This window comes from Dactylosporangium sp. NPDC049140 (genome assembly GCF_040648435.1).
Window position 1 is genome coordinate 1 of sequence record NZ_JBEZDS010000091.1, and the last position, 21,268, is coordinate 21,268.

Genomic DNA, 21,268 nt, shown 5'->3' on the forward strand with positions numbered 1-21,268 from the left:
AACGTGGTCGATGCCTGGGTGCGTAAGAACCGTCGCCAGGTGGTGTGATCGCTGCGGGTGGGTGCCGGCGGGATGCCGGATCGCTGCAGGACTCTCCAACAACGCGGCGGAAGCTCAGAGGACTGTCGAAAGGGGGCAGAGTCTCCGCCAGCATGGCCAGCCGACAACTCGCGGCCCGGCCAACTCCGTGTCGGCCCGTACGGTCAACCGAAATGCGTGCGGTTGTGGCCGACGAGTCGCCTCGATCGAGCAGGATGACAGACCTCGAACTCGCTGCAGCTACACTCACCGCATCAGTCGCATCGACGAATGGTGAGGTCGGCCATGTCGCACGATCGGCGGAGTTGCGCGCGTTGTCGATTCCCACACTGGCCGCGGACAACGACGGCACGTACTGCGCGGCATGCGACGCGGTCATTGACCAACTTCGTCATCAGCCGCCAGCCGTCGGCACCGGCTTCTGGACTCACCCAACCATTCAAGATGCTGCACGACGGCGCCACATGGGTCACCTCATCGCCGCCTATCGGCGGCCCCCCCAGCACCGGACCCCGATCTCCCAAGAGATCGTCGGAGGCTGGTACGGAGTCTCACAAGGCCAGGTCAACCGCATAGAAACGGGTCAATCAGAACACAACCGGCTGATCTACTGGGCCGCCTCCTAAAGATCCCCACCGATCTACTCTGGTTCACACTTCCAAACCTGCACGGCGAGAACGCCACCGAGATAGACCTGCCGGCCCTGGCGTCAGTCCCAGGAACCGTCGAGTCCAGCAACCGCCTCACAGGTGCCGGCTCTCGTGATGAGGAGGAGGCATTGCACCGACGGACTGTCCTGTACGGCACGGTAGGCGCGCTCGGCGGCGCTGGCGCGGCGAGCCCAGTGGACAACCCCCTGGAGGCAGTACGGCGGAATGTCGATCGGGGACTGCGTGCGCCAGTTACTGCTTGCGATGTCGAGGAGTGGGAACGCACCGCATGGCAGTACGCCCACGAGGTCGGCGTCGTTGCCCCGACAACTATCCTTCCGGAACTCCTCACCGACCTGGATGAGGTGCACAGGCGCTTAACAGAGTCGGTCGATCTGCATCGTGGCCGTCTCGCGCGGGTGTGCGCGGAGCTCAGCGCGCTCACGGCTATTGCGCTCATCGCGTCCGACGCGCCGGTACCGGCGCGTCGTTTTTGGCGGACGGCGATTCGCGCCGTCGACCAGACGACGGACCATGAGCTACGGGCTCGTCTCCGCGGCCGACGTGCGGTGTTCGCGTTGTACGACGATCTGCCTACATCGAGTGCGCTCGCCTTGGCCAACGATGCGATCACCGCTTCGGAGGGACGAGCTACGGCTGGCCTGGCCAGCGGCTACGCCGCACGTGTTCAAGGACTCTCCCAGTTGGGACACCACGAAGACGCCCGCCGAGCTATCACCAATCTCGAGGCAATGTTCGAAGTCTCGAAACCGCGACCCTGGAGGATCGGCGTTCGCAGTGGGGTTGGGGTCATCAGCGTCTCCTGCATATAGCGTCCACGCCCACGCGGGCGACACCACGCGCGCCACCCAGGCCCAAGAATCCGCCCTCGCGCTCTACCCGGCTCAGCTGTATCAGGGCCGCGCACAGATCGAACTCCACCGGGCCACTTGCTCGTCGCTACAGGGGATCCGATCGAAGGCGCACGCCATACCGTACGGACGCTCACCAGCCTGCCTACGCTGCTGCAACACGACGCCCTGATCCGCCGCTCAGCGCGACGCGTCGTCGACGCGATACCAGCGAAGGCGGCGAATGCCCCTGATGTCTGCGAAGCTCGTGAGATGCTCACCTCGAAAGCGGTGCGGGCGTGACGGCCTCGCAATACCTGACCTTCGCGCACTACTCGGCTGCCGACGCCGACCAGGTCCTCGAGTCCGTCGTTGCACCCGTCTATGCAGCCACGCATGCAGACGTCATCCCTGATGCCTTCTACGACCCTAGTGTCCCGTGATTCTGTTGGTGTTGCTTGGTGTTGTTCTCGACGAGTTGCTTGATGCTGGTCTGTACCCAGCGGACCTTGGCGAGGATCTCGTCGGTGGTGGCGGTCCAGGTGAACGGTTGCGCGTCGGTGTTCCAGTGCGCGACGTAGTCGCGGATACGGGCGATCAGGGCGGTGACCGAGGTGAACGTGCCGCGGCGGATCGACTGCCGGGTGATGTTCCCGAACCAGATCTCGATCTGGTTCAACCAGCTCGATCCGACCGGAGTGAAGTGGAACGTGACGTTCGGGTTCGCGGCGAGCCAGGCCTTGACCTCCGGGGTGCCGTGGGTGGACAGGTTGTCCAGCACCACATGGATCTCTTTGCCCGTATGGGGTTTGACGGCCTGCCGCAGAAACGTCAGGAACCGCTCGCCGGTGCGGTCCGGGTGGCACGCTGCGGTCACCTGGCCGGAGCCAACGTCCAGCGCGGCGAACAGGTTGGTGATGCCGTGGCGTTTGTAGTCGTGGGTGCGCTGCTCGGTTACCCCGAAATCGAGTGGCAGCAACGGTTGCGTGCGGTCCAACGCCTGGATCTGGGTCTTCTCGTCGATCGACAGGACCACCGCCCCGCCGGGCGGGTCCAGGTACAACCCGACGATGTCGGCGACCTTTTCCGCGAAGCGCGGATCCCTGGACAGTTTGAACGTGCCCTGCCGGTGCGGTTGCAGGTCGTTGTCCCGCCACAGCTTCGCCACGTAGTGCCAGGACACCGCCATCCCCTCGGCGCGCGAGACGTAGCAGGCCATCTCCCGGCTCGACCAGTGCGACAACCCCGTCTCCACCGGCGGGGTCGTGCGGGTCAACGCCAACATCCTGGCCCGCACCGCCGCCGGGACCTGCTCCCGCCCGCCACCGCGCTTGTGCTCCTCCAGGCCGGCCAGCCCGAACCGCTCGTATCCGGCCCGCTCGACCGGACCTGCTCACCTACGCCAACTGGCCCTGACCGCACCCTTTCCGAGCCGCGTCGCCTCCACACCACGCAGGCGATCCGCCGCATTCACCCCGTCGCTGCCTGGTCATCTGGCGCGAGCGTCCGGTCGACGGGCACGATGGTCCCCGTGACCGCGACAGCCACCTCGAACCGCCCGCCGAGTGCCGTGCTGGAGGCGGTGCTGGAACGGTTGACGTACGTCAACGAGGAGACCGGCTACACCGTGGCCCGGGTCGCCACCAGCCGCAGCGGCGACGACCTGCTCACCGTCGTCGGGGCGCTGCTCGGCGCGCAGCCCGGGGAGAGCCTGCGGCTGGTCGGCCGGTGGTCCAGCCACCCGAAGTTCGGCCGGCAGTTCGAGGTCGAGTCCTACACCACGGTGCTGCCGGCCACCATCCAGGGCATCCAGCGCTATCTCGGCTCCGGCCTCGTCAAGGGCATCGGGCCGGTGTTCGCCGAACGCATCGTCGCCCACTTCGACCTGGACACGCTGCGGGTCATCGAGGAGGAACCGGGCCGGCTCATCGAAGTACCCGGTCTGGGGCCGAAACGCACTGCGAAGATCACCAGCGCGTGGGCGGAGCAGAAGGCCATCAAGGAGGTGATGGTCTTCCTGCAGGGCGTCGGAGTGTCCACCTCGATCGCGGTACGGATCTTCAAGAAATACGCCGACGCCTCCATCTCCGTCGTCCGCAACGAGCCCTACCGGCTCGCCGCCGACGTGTGGGGCATCGGGTTCAAGACCGCCGACACCATCGCCCAGGCCGTCGGCATCCCGCACGACAGCCCCGAACGCGTCAAGGCCGGCCTGCAGTACACCCTGTCCGAGGCCACCGACGACGGGCACTGCTACCTGCCGCAGCCCCAGCTCGTCGCCGACGCGGTGAAGATCCTCAACGTTCCCGCCGACCTGACCGTCAGCTGCCTGGACACCCTGGCCGCCGAGGAAGGTGTGGTCCGGGAGACGCTGCCCGCCGACGACGAGCCGGTGCCGGCGGTGTACCTGGTGCCGTTCCACCGCGCCGAGACGGCCCTCGCCGGCTCGCTGATCCGGCTACTGCGCGAACGGGCGGACCGGATGCCGCACTTCGGCGACGTCGACTGGGACAAGGCCCTCGCCTGGCTGCACACCCGCACCGGCAGCACCCTGGCCCCGGAACAGGAACAGGCGGTCCGCCTGGCGCTGACCGCCAAGGTCGCCGTCCTCACCGGCGGCCCGGGCTGCGGGAAGAGCTTCACGGTGCGCTCCATCGTCACCCTCGCCGCGGCGAAGAAGGCGAAAATCACGCTGGTCGCCCCGACCGGCAGGGCCGCGAAACGCCTCGCCGAGCTGACCGGGCATCCCGCCGGGACCGTACACCGCCTGCTGCAGCTGCGCCCCGGCGGCGACGCGTCCTTCGACCGGGACAACCCCCTGGACGTCGACCTCCTCGTCGTGGACGAAGCGTCCATGTTGGACCTGATCCTGGCCAACAAGCTTATCAAGGCCGTCCCGCCGGGCGCCCACGTGCTGCTCGTCGGCGACGTCGACCAGCTGCCCTCGGTCGGTGCCGGGGAGGTCCTCCGCGACCTCCTCGCCGCCGACGCCATCCCCCGGGTCCGGCTCACCCAGGTGTTCCGCCAGGCCGCCCAGTCCGGTGTCGTCGTCAACGCCCACCGCGTCAACGCCGGCAAACCGCCCCAGTTGCAGGACATGGCCGACTTCTTCCTGTTCCCCTGCGAGGAGACCGACGCCACGGCCGCGCTGACCGTCGACGTCGCCTGCACCCGCATCCCCGCCAAGTTCGGCCTTGACCCGCGCCGTGACATCCAGGTCCTGGCCCCGATGCACCGCGGCCCGGCCGGTGCCGGCGCGCTCAACACCCTGCTGCAGCAACAGCTCACCCCCGGCCGCGACGGGCTGCCCGAACGCCGCGCCGGCGGGCGGGTGTTCCGCATCGGCGACAAGGTGACCCAGATCCGCAACAACTACGACAAGGGCCAGGCCGGGGTCTTCAACGGCACCCTCGGCGTCATCACCCGCCTGTCGACCGAAGACCAGACCCTCACCGTGCGCACCGACGAAGACGAAACCATCGACTACGACTTCGACGAACTCGACGAACTGGCCCACGCCTACGCCATGACCATCCACCGGTCACAGGGCTCGGAGTATCCGGCCGTCGTCATCCCGCTGACCACCAGCGCCTGGATGATGCTGCAACGCAACCTGCTCTACACCGCCATCACCCGGGCCAAACGACTCGTCGTGCTCGTCGGCTCCCGACGCGCACTGGCCGCCGCCGTCCGCACCGTCGGCGCCGGACGACGCCACACCGCCCTCACCCACCGGCTCTCGTAACCAGCCCGCCCACCACCCGTTGCGGCCAGTGCCAGACTGCTCAACGCCAACACATGTCCCATGGTCGTGAACAGGAGACAGCGTGGCTCGACGCGGAAAGTTCGCACGTCTGGTCGAGGACTTCGTCGCGACCGTCGACGAACTCGGGCGGTGCTGTCGACCCTGCGGATGCCGGAAACCCCATCCGACCTGGTCATGACCACTCTGATCATCCCGACGATCTTGCCGCGGACGACGTTCCCCAGCACGCATCGAATCAACGACAGTAACTACGCGATGATGACCCGCCGTGCTGCTTCGACTGGCCTACCTCGGCGTGACCAACGCGCTCGCGATGCTACGGCTGCTACCCATGAGCGACCGGGACAAGGACGCGGAAATCCTGGCCCTCCGGCATCAGATCAAGGTCCTCGAGCGGCAACTGCACGGCGAGAAGATCCGGTTCACCCGCGCCGACCGCGCGTTTCTCGCCGCGCTGCTGCACCGGCTGCCCCGCCAGGTGCTGGGCCACATCCGACTGCTGGTGCGTCCCGAGACCGCGCTGCGCTGGCACCGCGACCTGATCACCCGCCGACACGCGATGATCTCCCGCCCCAAACTTCGCGTCCTGGTGCTGCGGCTGGCCCGCGAGAACAACTCGTGGGGATACCGGAGAATCCACGGCGAACTGCTCGTGCTGGGCATCAAGGTCGCCGCCTCGACCGTCTGGGAGATGCTCAAGGGCACCGGCATCGTCCCGGCACCCGAGAGGACATCGCAGACCTGGTCGGCGTTCCTGCGCTCCCAAGCCCAGGCCATCATCGCCGCGGACTTCTTCGAAACCTCCACCCTGACCGGCGCCAGACTCTACGTCCTGACCGTCATCGAGCACGCCACCCGCCGGGTGCGTACCCTCGGCGTCACCGCCCACCCGACCGCAGCGTGGGTGGCCCAGGCCGCCCGCAACCTCGCCATGGACATCGAAGACGCGGGATGCCGAGTGAAGTACCTTCTCCGCGATCGTGACGGCAAGTACCCGGCCCTGTTCGACGCCATCCTCGGCGACACCGGCATCGCGGTCGTGCTCAGCGGCGTCCGAGTTCCGCCAATGAACTCGATCATGGAACGGTGGATCCAGTCCTGCCGCCATGAGCTGCTCGACCGCACGCTCATCTGGAACCAGGCGCACCTCCTGCACGCCCTGCGCGAATACGAGCACCACTTCAACGCGCATCGACCCCACCGTGGCATCTCCAACGCCAGGCCACTGCGCCTGCTCCCGAATCCGATCACCGATCCGGCTGCGGTCGAGCAGATGGTCATCCGCCGAAACGACCGGCTGGGCGGCCTCCTCCACGAGTACGAGCATGCCGCCTCGCTCGTCCCCAGCTGCCGGTCGAGGCGGTCGACTACCTCGTCGAGGCCGGGGAGCCCCTGGCCACGCACGCCCCGGCCGCGCCCGACGCCACGTCGCGGACCATCGGCGAGCGGGTGGCGGCATTGGTACCGCAGCAGGCCACCCTGCAGCTCGGCATCGGCGCCATCCCCGACGCCACCCTCGAGGCGCTGCGGCACCGGCGCGGGCTGCGCGTCTGGTCGGAGATGTTCACCGACGGCGCCCTGGCGCTGGAGAAGGCCGGCGCGCTGGAGGCCGACACCCCCGTCACCGCGTCGTTCTGCTTCGGCTCCGAGGAGCTCTACGACTGGATCGACCGCAACCCCCGGGTGCGGATGCTGCGCACGGAGAAGACCAACGACCCGGCCGCGATCGCCGCGCACCCGGGCCTCATGAGCATCAACAGCGCCCTGCAGGTCGACCTGTTCGCCCAAGCCAACGCCAGCCGCGTCGGCGCCCGGACCCACTCCGGCTTCGGCGGCCAGACGGACTTCATCGTCGGGGCGATGCACTCCCCGGGCGGCCACGCGATCATCGCGCTGCGCTCGTGGCACCCGAAGGCAGACCTGTCAGCGGTCGTGCCGCTGCTGTCCGGGCCGGTAACCTCGTTCCAGCACAGCTACATCGTCACCGAGCAGGGTACCGCCCAGATCTGGGGCCGCGACTCGGTGGAGCAGGCACAGGAGATCCTCGACCACGCCGCCCACCCGGGCGTGCACGACTCGCTACTGGACGCGGGACGGCGCCTCGGGCTACCCCTGCGCTGACACCGTCCCGGCCCTTCAGAACATGACCGGCGCCTGGTACGGGCGCGCCTCGTCCTCGAGCACCGCCGACAGGTGGCTCACCACGTCGACCACGCCGTCGATGCGCTCGATCCGGCGGGTCAGCGACGGGATGACCGAGGCGCGCTCGACCTGGCCCAGCAGCGTCACGACGCCGTCGTCGACCTCGGCCCGCAGCTGCGTGGCCTCCACGCCGGGCAGGCCATCGGCGGCCTCGGCGAGGATGTCGCGGTGGATGGCCTCGTCCGTGCGCAGAAAGACCTTCAGCAGATCGCGGCGTGTCACCATGCCGACCAGCTGGCCGAGGTCGTCCACGACGGGCAGCCGCTTGAGCCCGGCCGCCTCCATGATCCGCGCCGCGGCCGGCAGCGACGCGCCGCCCGTGATCGTCACGGCCGGCGCGTGCATCAGGTCGCCGGCCGCGGTGGCGTGCGCCTTGCCGCGCGCCTGGCGGGTGTGCCGGGCCTCGAACAGCCGGACCCGGTCGTCGTCGCCGGCGAACTCGATCTTCGCCATCAGGTCGGCCGAGGACACCACCCCGACCACCCGGTCGAAGGCGTCGACCACCGGCAGCGCGTTCACCCCGTGCGCCTCGAGCAGGTCGACGATCTCCTTGAACGGTGTGTCCTCCTGGACCGACACCGCGCCGACGGTCATCACGTCGGCAACGTCCCAGCGGCTCATCACAGGCCTCCTTCGCCCGGTAGTCCGATCGTCACGGTCCGAACGTATGACCGCCCGGCGCGCCCGCACAGGGTCCAACGGCACGTGCCGGGCGAGCCGTAGGCCCCTGGTTGCGGCGGGGTGGGCGTGCGACGTTCGAAGCAGGTCCGAGCGGACGCGGGAGGCGGCCATGAACGGCATCGACGAAGTGATCGTGGGCATCGACGGCACCCCGGCCGGTGATGCGGCGGTGAGCTGGGCCGCGGACGAGGCGGCGAGCCGCGCCGCCCGCCTGCGAATCGTGTACGTCCGGTCCGACGAGCCGGTCGCCGGGTCGTACGTCGAGCGGGTGGCCCAGGCGACCCGCGCGCGGCACACCGGCCTGCCCGTGACCGCCGAGGTCGTCGCCGGCGGCGCGACCGAGGTGCTCACCCGCCTGGCCCGCGACGCCGAGCTGACCGTCGTCGGCTGTCACGAACGCACCGCCCTGGCCGAGGCGCTGCACGGCGCCACCGGCACCCGGGTGGCGATGCGCGCGCCCGGCCCCATCGCGGTCGTCCGCGGCCGCCCCGACGCCGAGGGCCCGGTCGTCGTCGGTGTCGACGGCTCGCACCACGACAACCGGCTGCTGGCCGTCGCGTTCGAGTTCGCGGCCCGGCGCGGCGCCGAGGTCGTGGCCCTGCGCGTCCTGGCGCCGCCGGCCGCGCCGTGGGGCATCGGCATCCCGCCGCTGGTCCCCAACGCGACACAGGGCCGCGCGAACCTGCTCCACGATCTCACCGACGACGTGCAGCGCTGGCACGACAAGTACCCGACGGTGCCCGCCACGGCCCGCGTGCCCGGCGGCGACCCGGCCGGCGTGCTGCTGGACGCGTCCGGCGAGGCGCGGCTGCTCGTGCTCGGCGGCCGGCCGCACGGGCCGGCGTCGGCGCTGCTGGCCGACTCGGTGGGCCACCGCCTGCTCTACCACGCCGCCTGCCCGCTGCTGTTCGTGCATACACCCGTGGTTTGAGACTTCGCCGCGCACCCGCGCGACGGATGCCGGCTCAACCTTCAACCGTGGTTACAGCGGTACGATCCACATGTATGACGTTTGTCCCGGACTCCTGTGAGCTGCTCGCGTTCGGCGAGCCGACGCACTTCGAAGAGGCCTTTCCCCGCAAGCGCAACGAGCTCTTCGCCGAGCTGGCCGGGCGCGGCTTCCGCACGATCGCGCTCGAGATCGACCGCGTGGCCGCGCTCATCGTCGACGACTACGTGCGCGACGGGGTCGGCGACCTCGAGACCGTGCTGCGCGACGGGTTCTCGCACGAGTGGGGCCGGCTGGAGGCCAACCGCGAGCTGGTCGTGTGGATGCGCGAGCACAACGAGGCCCGGCCGCCGCACGAGCGGCTGTCGCTGCAGGGCTTCGACGCGCCCACCGAGAACATGAGCGCGCCGAGCCCGCGCGGCTACATGGAGTACACCCGCGGGTATCTCGGTCTGAAAATCGGCATCGACGGGCTGGCCGGCGACGACGAGCGGTGGTCGCGCACCGGGGCCGTGCTCGATCCGGCGATGTCGCCGGGCGCCACCCCCGAGGCCGGGCGGCTGCGGATGATCGCCGACGACATGCTGACCGAGCTGCACATGCGCGGGCCGGAGCTGATCGCGGCCACGTCCGCCGCGGCGTGGCGGCGGGCGCGGATCCGGCTCACGGCCGGAATTGCGCTGCTGCGGTACCACCGCGCCTGCGCCGTCGCCGACCCCGACCGCAGCACACGGGTCTCGCGGCTGATGGCCGTGCGCGACGTGCTCATCGCCGAGAACCTGCTCGACCTGCGGGACACCCCGGCGCTGCTGTTCGGCCACAACTCCCACCTGCGCCGCGGCCCGAGCCGCTGGGCGATCGGCGACCTGGAGCTGGTGTGGAGCGGCGCCGGCTCGATCGTCGCCCCGCTGCTGGGCGAGCGGTACCACGTCATCGCCGGCAGCCTCGGCTCGAGCGCGGCCAAGGGCCTCGGCGCGCCGGACCCGGACACGTACGAGGGCCGCCTGAGCCCGGGCCTGACCGAGGCGGCCGCGGTTCCCGCCGCCCGCACCCGCACCGACGTCGAGCCGCGGCAGGGCTACCTGCCGCTGGACGCCGAGACCATCGCCGGGGTCGATGCGGTCCTGCACATACCATCGTCACCGTGATCGAGCGGGTGGTGGATGGTCTCGTCGGCGTCTCCGTCGAGGGCCTCCTGGACGTGACGAAGGCCGTGACGATGATCCTCGCCCTGCCGCAGGCGGCCGCCGGGCGCGTCGACGCGCTCGCCGTGCCGAGCGGCCAGGGCGAGTACTGGCGCCTGGCGCACGCGATCCGGCTGTGGGAGGCGGGCCCGCACCTGCGCCGGCTGCTGCTCGCGACGACCAACGCGACCGAGGCCACGTACGTCGAGCTGACCCTCGAGCACCTGCGCGGCCTCGGCCTGCGCCGCACCGGGGGCGTGCACATCCAGCCCGAGCCGGCGGCCCACACCGGCGCGCAGGCGGTGTGGATCGCCGAGCAGGTCAGGGCGCACGGCCTCGCGAGCCTGGCGCTGGCCGTGTCGCCGTACCACCTGCCGCGCGCGTACCTCACGGTGCTCAAGGAGCTGGACCGCGCCGGCGTGCGCATCCCGGTGATCCCGGTCCCGGTGGCGGTGGCCCCGCACCGGCGCGTCCCGGAGACCGGCGCGACGGCGTACGACCTGGTGCCGGGCGAGGTGCAGCGCATCTTGACGTACGCCGGTGAGGGCTGGCTCGCGACGCCGGCCGAGCTCGCGGACTACCTGCGCTGGCTCTGGGACACCCACGAGTCCCTGCTGCGGCCGCGTTCAGTACCTGAAGGTTGAGACCGGCCCGGACAGCTGCGGATCGCCGGCCGGGCCGGTGCCGCGGTAGGCCGCCACCGCCGCCTCGAAGTTGCTCAGGTCCTGCGGCCGCGGCGACGCCGATCGCGGTGAGGATCTTCAGCCGGACACTGAGATCGGCGAACCAGCCGCGAGAAGCTGCAGCCACCGGGACCTCCACGTCGCCCGTAGTCTCAGCCCACCCCACGGTACAAAAGCGGATCTTCCTCGCGGTACAAATCCCCAAATCTAGGCGGCTCGCAGGCCGGCCAGGAGGATGTCGAGGTATCGGTCCCCGGCGCCGGAGTCCGCGCCCGCGGCGACCGCGTGCTGCAGGCCGCAGATCAGCCGGCGTACGTCGTCGGCGGTGACGTCCGGCCGGATGGCGCCGCCCGCACGGGCGCGGGCCAGGATCGTCTGCACGGCGCCGCCGAGCTGGGTCGTCAGGTCCGTCGTCACGGCCAGGCACGCGGGCTGGGCCGAGGACAGCACCGCGGCCAGGGCCGGGTCGTCGCGCAGCAGGCGCAGGCCGTTGCGCAGCAGGGCCGCGAAGCCGGCCGCGGGGTCCGGGTCGGCCGCGCCGGCCTCGGCGTCCGCGACCAGCGTGCCCAGGCTCTCGGCCGCGAGGGCCTCCAGCAGCGCCTGGCGGTTCGGGAAGTGCCGGTACGCGGTGCCGACGCCCACCCCGGCGTCCTTCGCGATCGCGTTCATCGGCAGGTCGAGGTCGCCGCCGCGGACGCGCTCGCGGGCCGCGGCGAGCATCTGGCCGCGCACGCGGGCGGAGTCTGCGCGCAGGGTCACACTTAGAGGATAACTCATCCGCTGCGTGCTACCGTTCGGATCGCAGCGGATAATCTATCCGCTCCCGACGAGGGGACGGCATCATGGACCAGACCGGACGTACCGCGATCGTCACCGGGGCCGGCAGCGGGCTCGGCCAGGTCGTCGCGCGGCAGCTCGCCGCGCGCGGGGCGCACGTCATCGCGGCCGTGCGCAACCCGGCGCGGGCGGCCGAGTTCGAGGCGTGGCCGCTCGACCTGCTCGACCTCGACTCGGTGCGCGCGTTCGCCGCGCGGGTGCACGCCGAGGGCCGCGAGATCGACGTGCTCGTCAACAACGCGGGCATCGGCAACCGGCCGCGGGAGCTGAGCCCGCAGGGCTTCGAGAGCACGTTCGCCACCAACTTCCTCGGCCACTTCGCGCTCACCGGCCTGCTGCTCGACCGGATGCGCACCGACGGCCGGGCGCGGATCGTGCATGTGGGCTCCAACTTGTACCGCCACATGAAGAAACTGGATCTGGACGACCTCGCGGCCGAGCGCGGCTTCTCGAAGGGCCGCGCCTACATCGGCTCGAAGCTGGCCACGCTCGTCTTCGGCCTCGAGCTCGACCGGCGCCTCCAGGCCGCCGGGCGCCCGATCCGGAGCCTGGTCGCGCACCCGGGCCTGGCCGACACCCCGATGAACGCGAACCTGCCGAGCCGCGCCGGCCGCGCCTTCATGGCCCTGGCCCAGGCGGCGATCGGCCGGCCCGCCGAGCGCGCCGCGATCCCGCTGCTCTACGCGGCCACCGACCCGGGCGCCCGCGCCGGCGTCTTCCTCGGCCCGCACCTGCGCCGGTCCGACGACACCGTCTACGCCGACCCGATCGTCGCGCCCGCGACCGACCCGGCCCTCGCCGAGCGCCTGTGGCGCGTCGCGCAAACCGCGACCGGCGTCGATATGCGGCTCGATCTGCAGCTATCGTGAGTCCCCATGGACGCGGCCCTGCAGAAGCTGCTCGACGAGTTGTACGCCGACGGCGTCGCCTTCGACGCGACCCAGAACGACCGCCTGCTGACCCGCCGCAACCTCGAGCCCGCGAGCGCCGGGCTGCTGTGGTCCCTCGCGCAGATCACGGGCGCGCGGGAGGCGGTCGAGATCGGGACGTCCAACGGGTACTCCACGATCTGGCTCGCCGACGCGCTGGCCCGCACCGGCGGGCGCCTCACGAGCGTCGACGTGACCCCCGACCCGGCCGCGGATGAGAACCTCGTGCGGGCCGGGCTGCGCGAGAGCGTACGGCTGCACCGGGCCGACGGCGGGCAGTACCTCGGCAGCCTGCCCGACGCGGACGTCGACCTGCTGTTCCTCGACGCCGAGCGGACCGAGTACCCGCGCTGGTGGCCGCATCCGCTGCGCGTGCTGCGACCCGGCGGCCTGATCGTCATCGACAACGTGCTGTCCCACCCGGCCGAGGTCGCCGCGTTCCTCTCGCTGCTGCGGGACGAGCCGGCGCTGAGCGGCCGCACCGTGGACATCGGCAAGGGCCTGCACCTGGCGTGGCGCGTCGGCTGAGTCCGTTTCCCCGCTCGCGGAGGCAGCACAGGTGTCCACCGGCCCGCGGGCGCGGGCCGAACGTCCCTGGCCCGGCACCGCGTCGGCTCGCACCGTGGAGTCGACACCATGGGAGGGACGATGAACACACAACCGGACCGGCAGCGGATCGTGGTCGGCCACGACGGATCGCCGGAGGCGCGCGTCGCCGTGGACTGGGCGGCGGACGAGGCCGGGCGCACCGGGTGCCGGCTGCACATCGTGCACGCCTACCAGCTCGGCTGGCCCGCGAGCTACTTCGACCAGCCCACCGCACCGGCCGCGGAGGAGGCCCGGCGGTACGCGGACCGGCTGGTCGCCAAGGCCGTCGCGACGGTCCTGGCGGCCCACCCGGGCCTCGAGGTCACCGGCGGCACCGTGCACGACGCGCCCGCGCCGGCGCTCATCCGCACCGGCGCGCCGGACACGCGGCTCATCGTGGTGGGCAACCGGGGCGCGGGCGGCCTCACCGGGCTGCTGCTGGGCTCCGTCAGCCTGCACGTCGCCACCCACGCCGGGACGCCGGTGGCCGTCGTGCGCGGCCGCGCCGACCCGGCGGGCCCCGTCGTGGTCGGTACCGACGGCTCGCCCTCGGCGGACACCGCGCTCGAGATGGCGTTCGCCGCGGCGGCCGCCCGCAACGCCCCGCTCCTGCCCATCCGCGCCTACGTGCCCCCCGCGGGCTCGGCGGCCCGCGTCGACGGTCTGGAGGCGGCCGAGCGCTCGGCGCTGGAGGCGTCGCTGCGCGTCTGGCGCCACAAGTATCCGGAGGTCGTCGTCACGCCGAGCGTGGGTGTCGGCAGCGTGGCCCGGATGCTCGTCAACCGATCACACACGGCCCAGCTCGTGGTCGTCGGCAGCCGCGGGCACGGCGGCTTCGCCGGGCTGCTGCTCGGCTCGACCGGCCAGCAGCTCATGCACCACGCCGAGTGCCCGGTGCTTATCGCCCACGCGCGCTCGGGCGGCTGACGGCACCGTGAGCCGGGCGGCCGGGGCCGCCCGGCTCGGTGCAGCCCGTTACCTCAGCGGGGGTGCTTCTCGAGCACCTCACGCAGCCGGGACCTTCGCCCCTGCCGCGGCCTCGCCGAGCGCACGACGCTGGAGGCGTTCACCCGTACTGGCAAGGAGGGATTGCCATGACCCAGCGGTACTCCGGACGCATCGCCCTGGTGACGGGGGCCGGCTCCGGCATCGGACAGGCGACCGTGCTGCGCCTCGCCCGCGAGGGCGCCCTGGTCGTGGGCTGCGACGTCGACGCCGCCGGCCTGGAGGCCACCGAGAAGCTCCTCGCCCACGACCGCTACACCGCGACGCTGCTCACCGCGGACGTCGCCGACCCCGCCGACGTGCGGCGCGTCGTCGCGGCACTGCCCGGCGGCGATATCGACCTGCTCGCCAACGTCGCCGGCATCATGGACCACTTCCTGCCCGTCACCGACCTCGACGACGAGACCTGGGATCACGTGCTCGCGGTGAACCTGACCGGCCCGATGCGCCTGTGCCGCGCCGTCATCCCGGCGATGCGCACCAACGCCGAGGGCGCGATCGTCAACGTGGCCTCGATCGGCGGACTGACGGGATCGGTCGCGGGCACCGCCTACACGGCGGCCAAGCACGGGCTCGTCGGCCTCACCCGGTCGCTGGCCTACCTGTACGGCCCCGACGGCATCCGCACCAACGCGGTGTGCCCGGGCGGGGTCGACACGAACATCGGCCGGACCGCCACGGTCGGCTCCCAGTGGGCGTTCGACCGGCTGGCGAAGTCGTTCACCCGCGCCGTGCGCACCGCCGCGCCGGACGAGATCGCGGCACTGATCTGCTGGCTGGGCAGCCCCGAGGCCCGCAACGTCAACGGCGCCGTCATCGCCTCCGACGGCGGCTGGACGTCCTGAACCGGCGCCCGGAGGTGAGGTGGTACAGCCTGCACTACCCCGATCGGCCAGTACGCTGCATCGCCGCCGGGCGTGTTCGCTCATAGCCTTCGATGTATGCCAACGATGACACGCAATCGCCGAATGATCCTGGTGGCGGCCGGCGCGTCGGCCGTGCTCGCCGGGGCCGGCGCCGCCGTGCCCGCCGCGTTCGCGGGGCCCGCTCGTGACACCGCCCAGCAGCAGCTCGACCACCTCGTGCAGGCCGACGGGTTCCCGGGCGCGCTCGCGTCCGTCCGCGGGGCCGGCGGGCGCGTCCGGGAGTACACCTCGGGGCGTGGGGTCCCGACCAACGGGCAGGTCCGCATCGGCAGCAACACGAAGACCTTCACAGCCGTCGTCGTGCTCCAGCTCGTCGGCGAGGGGAAGATCGACCTCGACCAGACGGTCGAGCACTACCTGCCCGGCATCGTGCGCGGCAACGGCAACGACGGGGCGCGCATCACCGTGCACCAGCTGCTGCAGCAGACCAGCGGCCTGCCCGACTACGACGACGTCCTGTTCACCAGGCCCGAGGACCTGGTCGGGCTGAGCCACGCGTACTTCGAGCCGCGCCGGCTCGTCGACGCGGCGCTCACGAAGCCGCCGAGCTTCGCGCCCGGGACGCGGTGGGAGTACAGCAACACGAACTATGTCCTCGCCGGGCTCATCGCCGAGCGGGTCACCCAGCGGCCCATCGGCGAGGAGATCACCCGGCGCATCATCGAGCCGCTGCGGCTGCGCGACACGTACTGGCTGGGCGTCGGCGAGCAGCGCCTGCGGGGCCGGCATCCGCAGGGGTACGTCGCCGTCGCCCCGGGCGCCCCGTGGGTCGACGTCACCGAGATGGACCCGTCGCTGGGCTGGTCGGCCGGGCAGCTGGTCTCGACCCCGGCCGACCTGCGCGCGTTCCTGGAGGCGCTCGTCGCCGGGAAGCTGCTCAAGCCAGCGCAGCAGAAGGCGATGATGACCACCGTCCCGGCGGCCGCCTTCGAGCCGACCGAGCACTGGGACTACGGCCTCGGCCTCGCCCGCCACGCGCTGCCGTGCGGCGGCGACGCCTGGGGCCACGGCGGCGACATCCAGGGCTTCGAGACGCGCAACCTCGTCACCACGGACGGCCGCAGCGCCGTGGTCGCGGTGACCGGCCTGCCCACGACCGAGCAGATGGTCGCGGACGTGTCGAACGCCGTGGACGCGGCCCTGTGCTGAGTCACCGCCCGGCGTAGGGATCGGCCCACTCGTACCGGTCCGGCTCATCGAGGCGCTCCAGCTGGCGGGGGGTCAGCTGGAGCGCCACGCCGTCGAGGGCCGCGTCGAGCTGGTGGAGCTTGCTGCCGCCGAGCATCGGGCGCAGGCCGCGGCTCAGCAGCCAGGCGAGCACCACCTGGCCGCGGGCCGCGCCGGTCTCGGCGGCGACCGCGTCGAGGGCGGCGAGCCGGGCCGTGTTGCCCGGGTGGTCGTACACCTCGGGAATGACCTTCTCCGGGTTGTCGTAGGCGCCGGAGAGCAGCGGCGTGTACGCCCACACGTCCATCCCGTGCTCGGCGGCGTGGTCGGCCTGTTCGTCGCTGAGCACGCCGAAGCGGTGCACGACGCCGGGTGGGAGCGTTCCCGGCCGCGGGCGCAGGTATGACGCGTTGAGCTGGAGCGCGTCGAACGGCGTGGCCCCGATCGCACGGGCGTGCGCACGGCCGCGCTCGACCAGCCACGCCGGGAAGTTCGACACGCCGAACCGGTCCGCGGCCAGCCCCGCGAGCGCCTCCACGGTCTCCTCGATCGGCACCGACCGGTCCTCCTGGTGCAGCCACAGCAGGTCGACCCGGTCGATCCCGAGCCGGTCGAGACTGCCGGCGAACGCATCGTGTACCGCCGCCGCGGAGAGCCCCTCCCGGCGCGCCGGCCACGACCCGGGCTCGATCGGCTCGGCCCCGAGCTTGGTGGCGATCCGGACCCGCGCCCGCACGCCGGGCCGGGCCGCGAGCCAGCGCCCGAGCACCCGCTCGCTGCCGCCGCCCCGGCCGTCGGCGCTGGCCCAGAACGCGTAGCAGTCGGCGGTGTCGATCCACACGCCACCCCGCTCGACGAACCGGTCCAGCAGCGCGAACGATGTCGCCTCGTCGACGGTGGTACCGAACATCATCGCCCCGAGCACGAGCGGGGACGGCGTCGCGTCACTCATGCGGCCGACCCTGCCACCTGGAGCGCACTCCAGGTCAAGCGCCACCGGCTGACCGGTTCGGGCCGATATCCCGCGATGATGACGGACGGGTTGGAGCAGGCGCTCTATCCCCTCAGCACCGGCCCGGCCCCCTCACCGATCCGGCCGCCCACGCGGCCGTCGTGGCGGCCTGGCCCGCTAGCACGGAGACTCCGTCCGGACGTTCATGCGTTCGCCGGGGCGCGCGAAGATGCTGAGGATCTCGACGGGCCCGTCGCCCGTGCTGCCGAACCAGTGCGGCTCCTGAGTGTCGAACTCGGCGACCTCGCCGGCGTCGAGGGTCCAGTCCCGGCGGCCGACGACGAGCCGCATGCGCCCGGACAGGACATAGATCCATTCGTGTCCGTCGTGCACCCGCGGCTCCGGGTCGGCCTTCCCGGCCGGGATGACGATCTTCCACGCCTGCACGCCGTCGGGTTGCCGGGTCAGCGGGATGACCGTCCGGCCTTTGAGGAGCCCGGGTCTGAGGCGGATTCGCGGGTCGCCGACCTCGGGGGCGCCGACGAGGTCGTCCAGGGGCACCCGGTACGCCAGCGACAACGCGAGCAGGATTTCCAGGGTCGGCCGGCGTTGCCCGTTCTCGAGCCGCGACAGCGTGCTCTTCGAGATGCCCGTGATCTCCGCGAGGCCGGTCAGGGTCATCCGGCGCTGGGCGCGGAGCCCCTTGAGCCGGGACCCGACCTGGTCGAGCGCGGCGGCGATCGCCGTGGGCATGTCCTTCACGGGGCCCATCCCACGCCGGTTTCCCGGAAACAGCAACTTTCGTTGGCCGGCGGCCGGGATGGCTCGAACCTGGTGACATGACTTACGACGTAGCCGTCATCGGTGGCGGCGCCGCGGGGTTGTCCGCGGCACTCGTGCTCTCCCGGGCCCGGCGCAAGGTCCTCGTGGTGGACGCGGGCATGCCGCGCAACGCGCCGGCCGCTCACATGCACGGCTACCTGTCACGCGACGGTACGCCACCCATGCAGCTGCTGGCGTCGGGCCGGCGCGAAGTGCGGGGCTACGGCGGTGAGATCATCGCCGGTACCGTCACCGCTGTCACGCCGGGCCGGGACGGATTCGAGCTCGTCCTCGCCGGCGAGCAGCCCATCCGGGCCCGGCAACTCCTGGTCACCACCGGCCTGCGCGACGAGCTTCCGGACCTCCCGGGGCTGCGGGACCGATGGGGCCGCGACGTCCTGCACTGCCCGTACTGTCACGGCCACGAGGTCCGCGACCGCCGGCTCGGCGTTCTCGGGGTGACGCCGGCGGCGGTACGGTACGCGCAGATCGTCCGGCAGTGGACCGACGACCTCGTCTATCTCAGCCCGCCCGGCACGCTGACCGCCACCGAGCGCACCCGGCTGGCGGCCCGCGACATCGAGGTCGTCGAGGGCGCCGTCGAGCGACTGGTCGTCGAGGACGACCGCCTGCGCGGTGTGCGGCTGGACGACGGGCGTGACGTACCGTGCGACGCCTTGTTCGTTCCACCTCGGTTCGTGCCCAACAACGACCTCCTCGTCGGTCTCGGCTGTGCCACCGGCGGCGACGGCTGGATCGTCACGGACGCCACCGGCCGTACCTCCGTCCCCGGCGTCCGGGCCGCCGGCAACGTCACCGACCCTCGCGCCCAGGTCATCACCGCCGCCGGGGCCGGCTCCGCGGCCGCCATCGCCATCAACGCCGACCTCGTGGACCAGGACGTGGACAACGCCGTCCGCGCCGCCGCCACCACCAGCGCCGTCACCACCACCAGCGCCGCCGCCACCATCAGCGCCGTCACCACCATCAGCGCCGTCACCTCCTGAAGGAGTCACCATGGCCTCCGCGCCGAACGCCCCGTCCGCCGGGACGCGCCCGCCGACCAAGCACGAGCTGGCCGCGATGATCTGGCTGGCCGTGTTCCCGACCCTCACCGTGCTGAATCTGGTGCTCGGTCGCTGGCTCGCCCCGATGTCCCCCGTCCTGCGTACCTTCGTGCTGGCCACGATCGCCGTGCCGATCGTCATCTACGGCCTGATGCCTCAGCTGCACCGGCTGCGCGGCCGCATGCTCGGCGGTACGGGAAACCGGCCCCCCAGATAGTCGTACCTCGGCCGTTCCGGCCCGGGCGCCCCGCCGGTCGACCTACAGTCGCGGTCATGGCCGCTGGCACGAAGGACGACCCGTGGGTACTGCGTACCCCGCCCGGGTCCTCGGAGTACACGATGTACCGCGACGAGACCGCCGACCCGCCGGCGCTCGTGGCCAGGTCGGCTCGACGCGGCTGACCTATCAGCTGCGGGCGGTCGAGGACCTGCACGCCTGGCTGCGGGAGCAGGACGACTGGGTGCCGCTCGGCGCGGCGGACGAGAACAAGCCGGCCGCCGACGGCGCGGTGGAGGCGTGGGGCCGGTCGCCGGGCAACCCGGTCGGCGGCTGGTACGGGCTGCGCAAGGGCTACCGCGGCCGGTTCGGGATGTACCTGCCGCCGCTGCTGGAGGAGCTCGGCCGGGCCGAGCTGACCCACGACGCGCGGAACAACCGGATGCGCGCGATCTGAGCGGCGCTCACCCTCCGGGCCCGAGCGTGGTCACGGCGCGGCGAGGCGGAGGCGACCCGCTTGACCGAGCCGGCGCGGACGTACAGGTCGTACGGCTCGCCGCCGTCCCACAGGATCTCGCCCGGTTCCGGAGAGACAGACGCTGGGCGACATGCCGGCCGATGCCGTTGCAACCCTCAACCGCCCAGACCCGGTCCTTGTACTGCCGGCCAAGCTTGAGCATCGCCATGTAGCCGTCGCGGTCGGTGCCAAACCGCCCCTGCCCGAGGATCTTCTCCCGCTCGTTGATGATCTCGATTGTGGCGGACCGCTTATGTGGATCCATGCCGATGATGACGCGCGCCATACGCTGCTCCCGCTGCAACTCGATGACCGGATGTCGACGGGAGGCAGCGCATCTTCGAGCTGTGGGCACACCCCTCTAGAGCCACTCCACGCCGCGGCGACCGGCAGGACGCACGCCACGAGAGCCACGCCCAACCACAGCGGGCAGCCGATGAGAGAGCGACCCTACCGATCACCTCGACCCAGCCTGGCCGGGCTGCGGTCGTACCGCCAGTCAACAAGATGCCGATGAGCGGATGGTGAGCCGCCGCAGTGACGCACGAGGTGAAGCGGTGTGTCCCGCCTGCCGCAACGGTGGTGAGCATCGCCGGGGGACGATTGCGATCAGTACACGTACTGATCGCAATCGAGCCAAAGATCGAGATCTGCTAGCCGGCGCACCGTTGCCGCGGCGAGTGAAAGCGCGGGGGTGGTCCTGAGATCCTCGCCGTCCGGACCTTGTACCGGAATCATCTTGATTACGACGTTGATCCCTGCTTGCAGGCCCAGGACCTGACGGGCTCGCGCCAGGCCATCGGCGTTCGGCTCAATGATGTCCAACAGTTCGACAAGAACGATCTCCGTGTCGTACTCGTCCCGCTCCGGAACGTCGACGTACCAGCCGCCACGCCGGTGCAGGTGTCCGTGCGTGCCGTACCGATCGCCGGTCCTGTGTTGGCGGGTCGGTGACAGGCCGACCAGTCGTGTTACCTCTGCGGGGTCCAGGTCACGGGCATCGTCGTCCTCGGCGAACGCCACCGTCAAGTACGCACGCTGCACGCAGCGCCCCCGTACGACGTCGGTCATTTTCCAACCGTCATCAGCGCCCATGATCAGGACAGTACAACGACATCGGGGACGCCCGGTCATGCCGCGGCTGCTGCGCGTCGGCGGGACCCGTGCTGGTTGCCGTCAGTAACGACAGCGGTGACGGTGAGGCTTCCTGTCATGCGGATGCGCTGGTGAAGTCCG

At 71.4% G+C, this 21,268-nt stretch carries 18 protein-coding genes and 3 pseudogenes; 15 read left to right on the plus strand and 6 right to left on the minus strand.

Going from position 1 to position 21,268, the window contains the following annotated elements:
• The first annotated feature begins 254 nt into the window (after window positions 1–254).
• Entirely contained in the window at window positions 255–665 is a 411-nt protein-coding gene (locus AB0B76_RS56720; RefSeq protein ID WP_360394105.1) for a hypothetical protein, read from the plus strand.
• Between the two features lie 1,296 nt (window positions 666–1,961).
• Here the strand turns inward: AB0B76_RS56720 and AB0B76_RS56725 are convergent.
• Window positions 1,962–2,903, minus strand: a pseudogene (locus AB0B76_RS56725) (IS630 family transposase); the annotation flags it as partial.
• Window positions 2,904–3,062: 159 nt separating this feature from the next.
• On the opposite strand from AB0B76_RS56725, the gene AB0B76_RS56730 reads away from it, so the two are divergent.
• The 3 genes and pseudogenes from AB0B76_RS56730 to AB0B76_RS56740 all read left to right on the plus strand — a co-directional run bounded on the left by AB0B76_RS56730 (window position 3,063) and on the right by AB0B76_RS56740 (window position 7,427).
• On the plus strand, window positions 3,063–5,285 hold the full coding sequence (locus tag AB0B76_RS56730; protein WP_360394108.1) for an ATP-dependent RecD-like DNA helicase: 2,223 nt from the start codon (window positions 3,063–3,065) through the stop codon (window positions 5,283–5,285).
• 1,099 nt (window positions 5,286–6,384) lie between these two features.
• Window positions 6,385–6,471 (plus strand): annotated as a pseudogene (locus tag AB0B76_RS56735) (integrase); the annotation flags it as partial.
• A gap of 284 nt (window positions 6,472–6,755) precedes the next feature.
• Complete coding sequence (locus AB0B76_RS56740) at window positions 6,756–7,427, plus strand: acetyl-CoA hydrolase/transferase C-terminal domain-containing protein (RefSeq protein WP_360394110.1); 672 nt, start codon at window positions 6,756–6,758, stop codon at window positions 7,425–7,427.
• Between the two features lie 15 nt (window positions 7,428–7,442).
• On the opposite strand, the gene AB0B76_RS56745 is transcribed toward AB0B76_RS56740, so the two are convergent.
• Window positions 7,443–8,129 (minus strand): CBS domain-containing protein, encoded by a 687-nt coding sequence (locus tag AB0B76_RS56745; protein ID WP_360394113.1) that lies wholly within the window; start codon window positions 8,127–8,129, stop codon window positions 7,443–7,445.
• Between the two features lie 169 nt (window positions 8,130–8,298).
• Between AB0B76_RS56745 and AB0B76_RS56750 the strand changes: the two genes are divergently transcribed.
• The 3 genes from AB0B76_RS56750 (at window position 8,299) to AB0B76_RS56760 (ending at window position 10,966) form a co-directional block, all read left to right on the plus strand.
• Complete coding sequence (locus AB0B76_RS56750) at window positions 8,299–9,120, plus strand: universal stress protein (protein WP_360394116.1); 822 nt, start codon at window positions 8,299–8,301, stop codon at window positions 9,118–9,120.
• Between the two features lie 74 nt (window positions 9,121–9,194).
• A complete protein-coding gene (locus AB0B76_RS56755) occupies window positions 9,195–10,286 on the plus strand; it encodes an erythromycin esterase family protein (RefSeq protein WP_360394119.1) in 1,092 nt (363 codons plus the stop codon).
• Window positions 10,283–10,966 (plus strand): hypothetical protein, encoded by a 684-nt coding sequence (locus AB0B76_RS56760; RefSeq protein WP_360394122.1) that lies wholly within the window; start codon window positions 10,283–10,285, stop codon window positions 10,964–10,966. The genes AB0B76_RS56755 and AB0B76_RS56760 overlap by 4 nt, the downstream gene beginning before the upstream one ends.
• A 246-nt stretch (window positions 10,967–11,212) precedes the next feature.
• Here AB0B76_RS56760 and AB0B76_RS56765 read toward each other — a convergent pair whose 3' ends face one another.
• Window positions 11,213–11,764, minus strand: a complete 552-nt coding sequence (locus tag AB0B76_RS56765) for a TetR/AcrR family transcriptional regulator (RefSeq protein ID WP_360394124.1) — start codon at window positions 11,762–11,764, stop codon at window positions 11,213–11,215.
• Window positions 11,765–11,847: 83 nt separating this feature from the next.
• Here AB0B76_RS56765 and AB0B76_RS56770 point away from each other — a divergent pair, with 83 nt between their 5' ends.
• The 5 genes from AB0B76_RS56770 to AB0B76_RS56790 all read left to right on the plus strand — a co-directional run bounded on the left by AB0B76_RS56770 (window position 11,848) and on the right by AB0B76_RS56790 (window position 16,439).
• Entirely contained in the window at window positions 11,848–12,711 is an 864-nt protein-coding gene (locus AB0B76_RS56770) for an SDR family NAD(P)-dependent oxidoreductase (RefSeq protein WP_360394127.1), read from the plus strand.
• A gap of 6 nt (window positions 12,712–12,717) precedes the next feature.
• Window positions 12,718–13,299, plus strand: coding sequence for a class I SAM-dependent methyltransferase (locus AB0B76_RS56775; protein WP_360394130.1), 582 nt, complete (start codon window positions 12,718–12,720; stop codon window positions 13,297–13,299).
• Between the two features lie 120 nt (window positions 13,300–13,419).
• The gene (locus tag AB0B76_RS56780) at window positions 13,420–14,286 is read left to right on the plus strand and encodes a universal stress protein (protein ID WP_360394133.1); all 867 of its coding nucleotides are present in this window, start codon (window positions 13,420–13,422) and stop codon (window positions 14,284–14,286) included.
• 167 nt (window positions 14,287–14,453) lie between these two features.
• On the plus strand, window positions 14,454–15,209 hold the full coding sequence (locus tag AB0B76_RS56785; protein ID WP_360394135.1) for an SDR family oxidoreductase: 756 nt from the start codon (window positions 14,454–14,456) through the stop codon (window positions 15,207–15,209).
• A gap of 123 nt (window positions 15,210–15,332) precedes the next feature.
• Entirely contained in the window at window positions 15,333–16,439 is a 1,107-nt protein-coding gene (locus AB0B76_RS56790) for a serine hydrolase domain-containing protein (RefSeq protein ID WP_360394138.1), read from the plus strand.
• A gap of 1 nt (window position 16,440) precedes the next feature.
• Here AB0B76_RS56790 and AB0B76_RS56795 read toward each other — a convergent pair whose 3' ends face one another.
• Together AB0B76_RS56795 and AB0B76_RS56800 are read right to left on the minus strand one after the other, a co-directional pair.
• Window positions 16,441–17,409, minus strand: a complete 969-nt coding sequence (locus tag AB0B76_RS56795) for an aldo/keto reductase (RefSeq protein WP_360394140.1) — start codon at window positions 17,407–17,409, stop codon at window positions 16,441–16,443.
• Window positions 17,410–17,586: 177 nt separating this feature from the next.
• Window positions 17,587–18,162, minus strand: a complete 576-nt coding sequence (locus AB0B76_RS56800; RefSeq protein ID WP_360394151.1) for an XRE family transcriptional regulator — start codon at window positions 18,160–18,162, stop codon at window positions 17,587–17,589.
• An 86-nt stretch (window positions 18,163–18,248) separates the two neighbouring features.
• Between AB0B76_RS56800 and AB0B76_RS56805 the strand changes: the two genes are divergently transcribed.
• The 3 genes and pseudogenes from AB0B76_RS56805 to AB0B76_RS56815 all read left to right on the plus strand — a co-directional run bounded on the left by AB0B76_RS56805 (window position 18,249) and on the right by AB0B76_RS56815 (window position 19,972).
• Window positions 18,249–19,238 carry an NAD(P)/FAD-dependent oxidoreductase gene (locus AB0B76_RS56805; RefSeq protein WP_360394143.1) on the plus strand — a complete coding sequence of 330 codons (990 nt, stop codon included), beginning with the start codon at window positions 18,249–18,251 and terminating at the stop codon, window positions 19,236–19,238.
• Window positions 19,239–19,248: 10 nt separating this feature from the next.
• Window positions 19,249–19,515 carry a hypothetical protein gene (locus AB0B76_RS56810; protein ID WP_360394145.1) on the plus strand — a complete coding sequence of 89 codons (267 nt, stop codon included), beginning with the start codon at window positions 19,249–19,251 and terminating at the stop codon, window positions 19,513–19,515.
• Window positions 19,516–19,637: 122 nt separating this feature from the next.
• A pseudogene (locus AB0B76_RS56815) lies at window positions 19,638–19,972 on the plus strand (DUF6855 family protein).
• A 669-nt stretch (window positions 19,973–20,641) separates the two neighbouring features.
• Here AB0B76_RS56815 and AB0B76_RS56820 read toward each other — a convergent pair.
• Window positions 20,642–21,127, minus strand: a complete 486-nt coding sequence (locus AB0B76_RS56820; RefSeq protein WP_360394148.1) for a DUF4279 domain-containing protein — start codon at window positions 21,125–21,127, stop codon at window positions 20,642–20,644.
• Window positions 21,128–21,268: the final 141 nt, after the last annotated feature.

Excerpts from the sequence above, each read along its gene's own strand:
- AB0B76_RS56745 (WP_360394113.1), bottom strand. The coding sequence starts at position 8,129 with ATGAGCCGCTGGGACGTTGCCGACGTGATGACCGTCGGCGCGGTGTCG.
- AB0B76_RS56785 (WP_360394135.1), top strand. The coding sequence starts at position 14,454 with ATGACCCAGCGGTACTCCGGACGCATCGCCCTGGTGACGGGGGCCGGC.
- AB0B76_RS56775 (WP_360394130.1), top strand. The coding sequence starts at position 12,718 with ATGGACGCGGCCCTGCAGAAGCTGCTCGACGAGTTGTACGCCGACGGC.
- AB0B76_RS56755 (WP_360394119.1), top strand. The coding sequence starts at position 9,195 with ATGACGTTTGTCCCGGACTCCTGTGAGCTGCTCGCGTTCGGCGAGCCG.
- AB0B76_RS56780 (WP_360394133.1), top strand. The coding sequence starts at position 13,420 with ATGAACACACAACCGGACCGGCAGCGGATCGTGGTCGGCCACGACGGA.
- AB0B76_RS56810 (WP_360394145.1), top strand. The coding sequence starts at position 19,249 with ATGGCCTCCGCGCCGAACGCCCCGTCCGCCGGGACGCGCCCGCCGACC.
- AB0B76_RS56770 (WP_360394127.1), top strand. The coding sequence starts at position 11,848 with ATGGACCAGACCGGACGTACCGCGATCGTCACCGGGGCCGGCAGCGGG.
- AB0B76_RS56805 (WP_360394143.1), top strand. The coding sequence starts at position 18,249 with ATGACTTACGACGTAGCCGTCATCGGTGGCGGCGCCGCGGGGTTGTCC.
- AB0B76_RS56720 (WP_360394105.1), top strand. The coding sequence starts at position 255 with ATGACAGACCTCGAACTCGCTGCAGCTACACTCACCGCATCAGTCGCA.
- AB0B76_RS56750 (WP_360394116.1), top strand. The coding sequence starts at position 8,299 with ATGAACGGCATCGACGAAGTGATCGTGGGCATCGACGGCACCCCGGCC.
- AB0B76_RS56820 (WP_360394148.1), bottom strand. The coding sequence starts at position 21,127 with ATGGGCGCTGATGACGGTTGGAAAATGACCGACGTCGTACGGGGGCGC.
- AB0B76_RS56790 (WP_360394138.1), top strand. The coding sequence starts at position 15,333 with ATGATCCTGGTGGCGGCCGGCGCGTCGGCCGTGCTCGCCGGGGCCGGC.
- AB0B76_RS56730 (WP_360394108.1), top strand. The coding sequence starts at position 3,063 with ATGGTCCCCGTGACCGCGACAGCCACCTCGAACCGCCCGCCGAGTGCC.
- AB0B76_RS56795 (WP_360394140.1), bottom strand. The coding sequence starts at position 17,409 with ATGAGTGACGCGACGCCGTCCCCGCTCGTGCTCGGGGCGATGATGTTC.
- AB0B76_RS56800 (WP_360394151.1), bottom strand. The coding sequence starts at position 18,162 with ATGCCCACGGCGATCGCCGCCGCGCTCGACCAGGTCGGGTCCCGGCTC.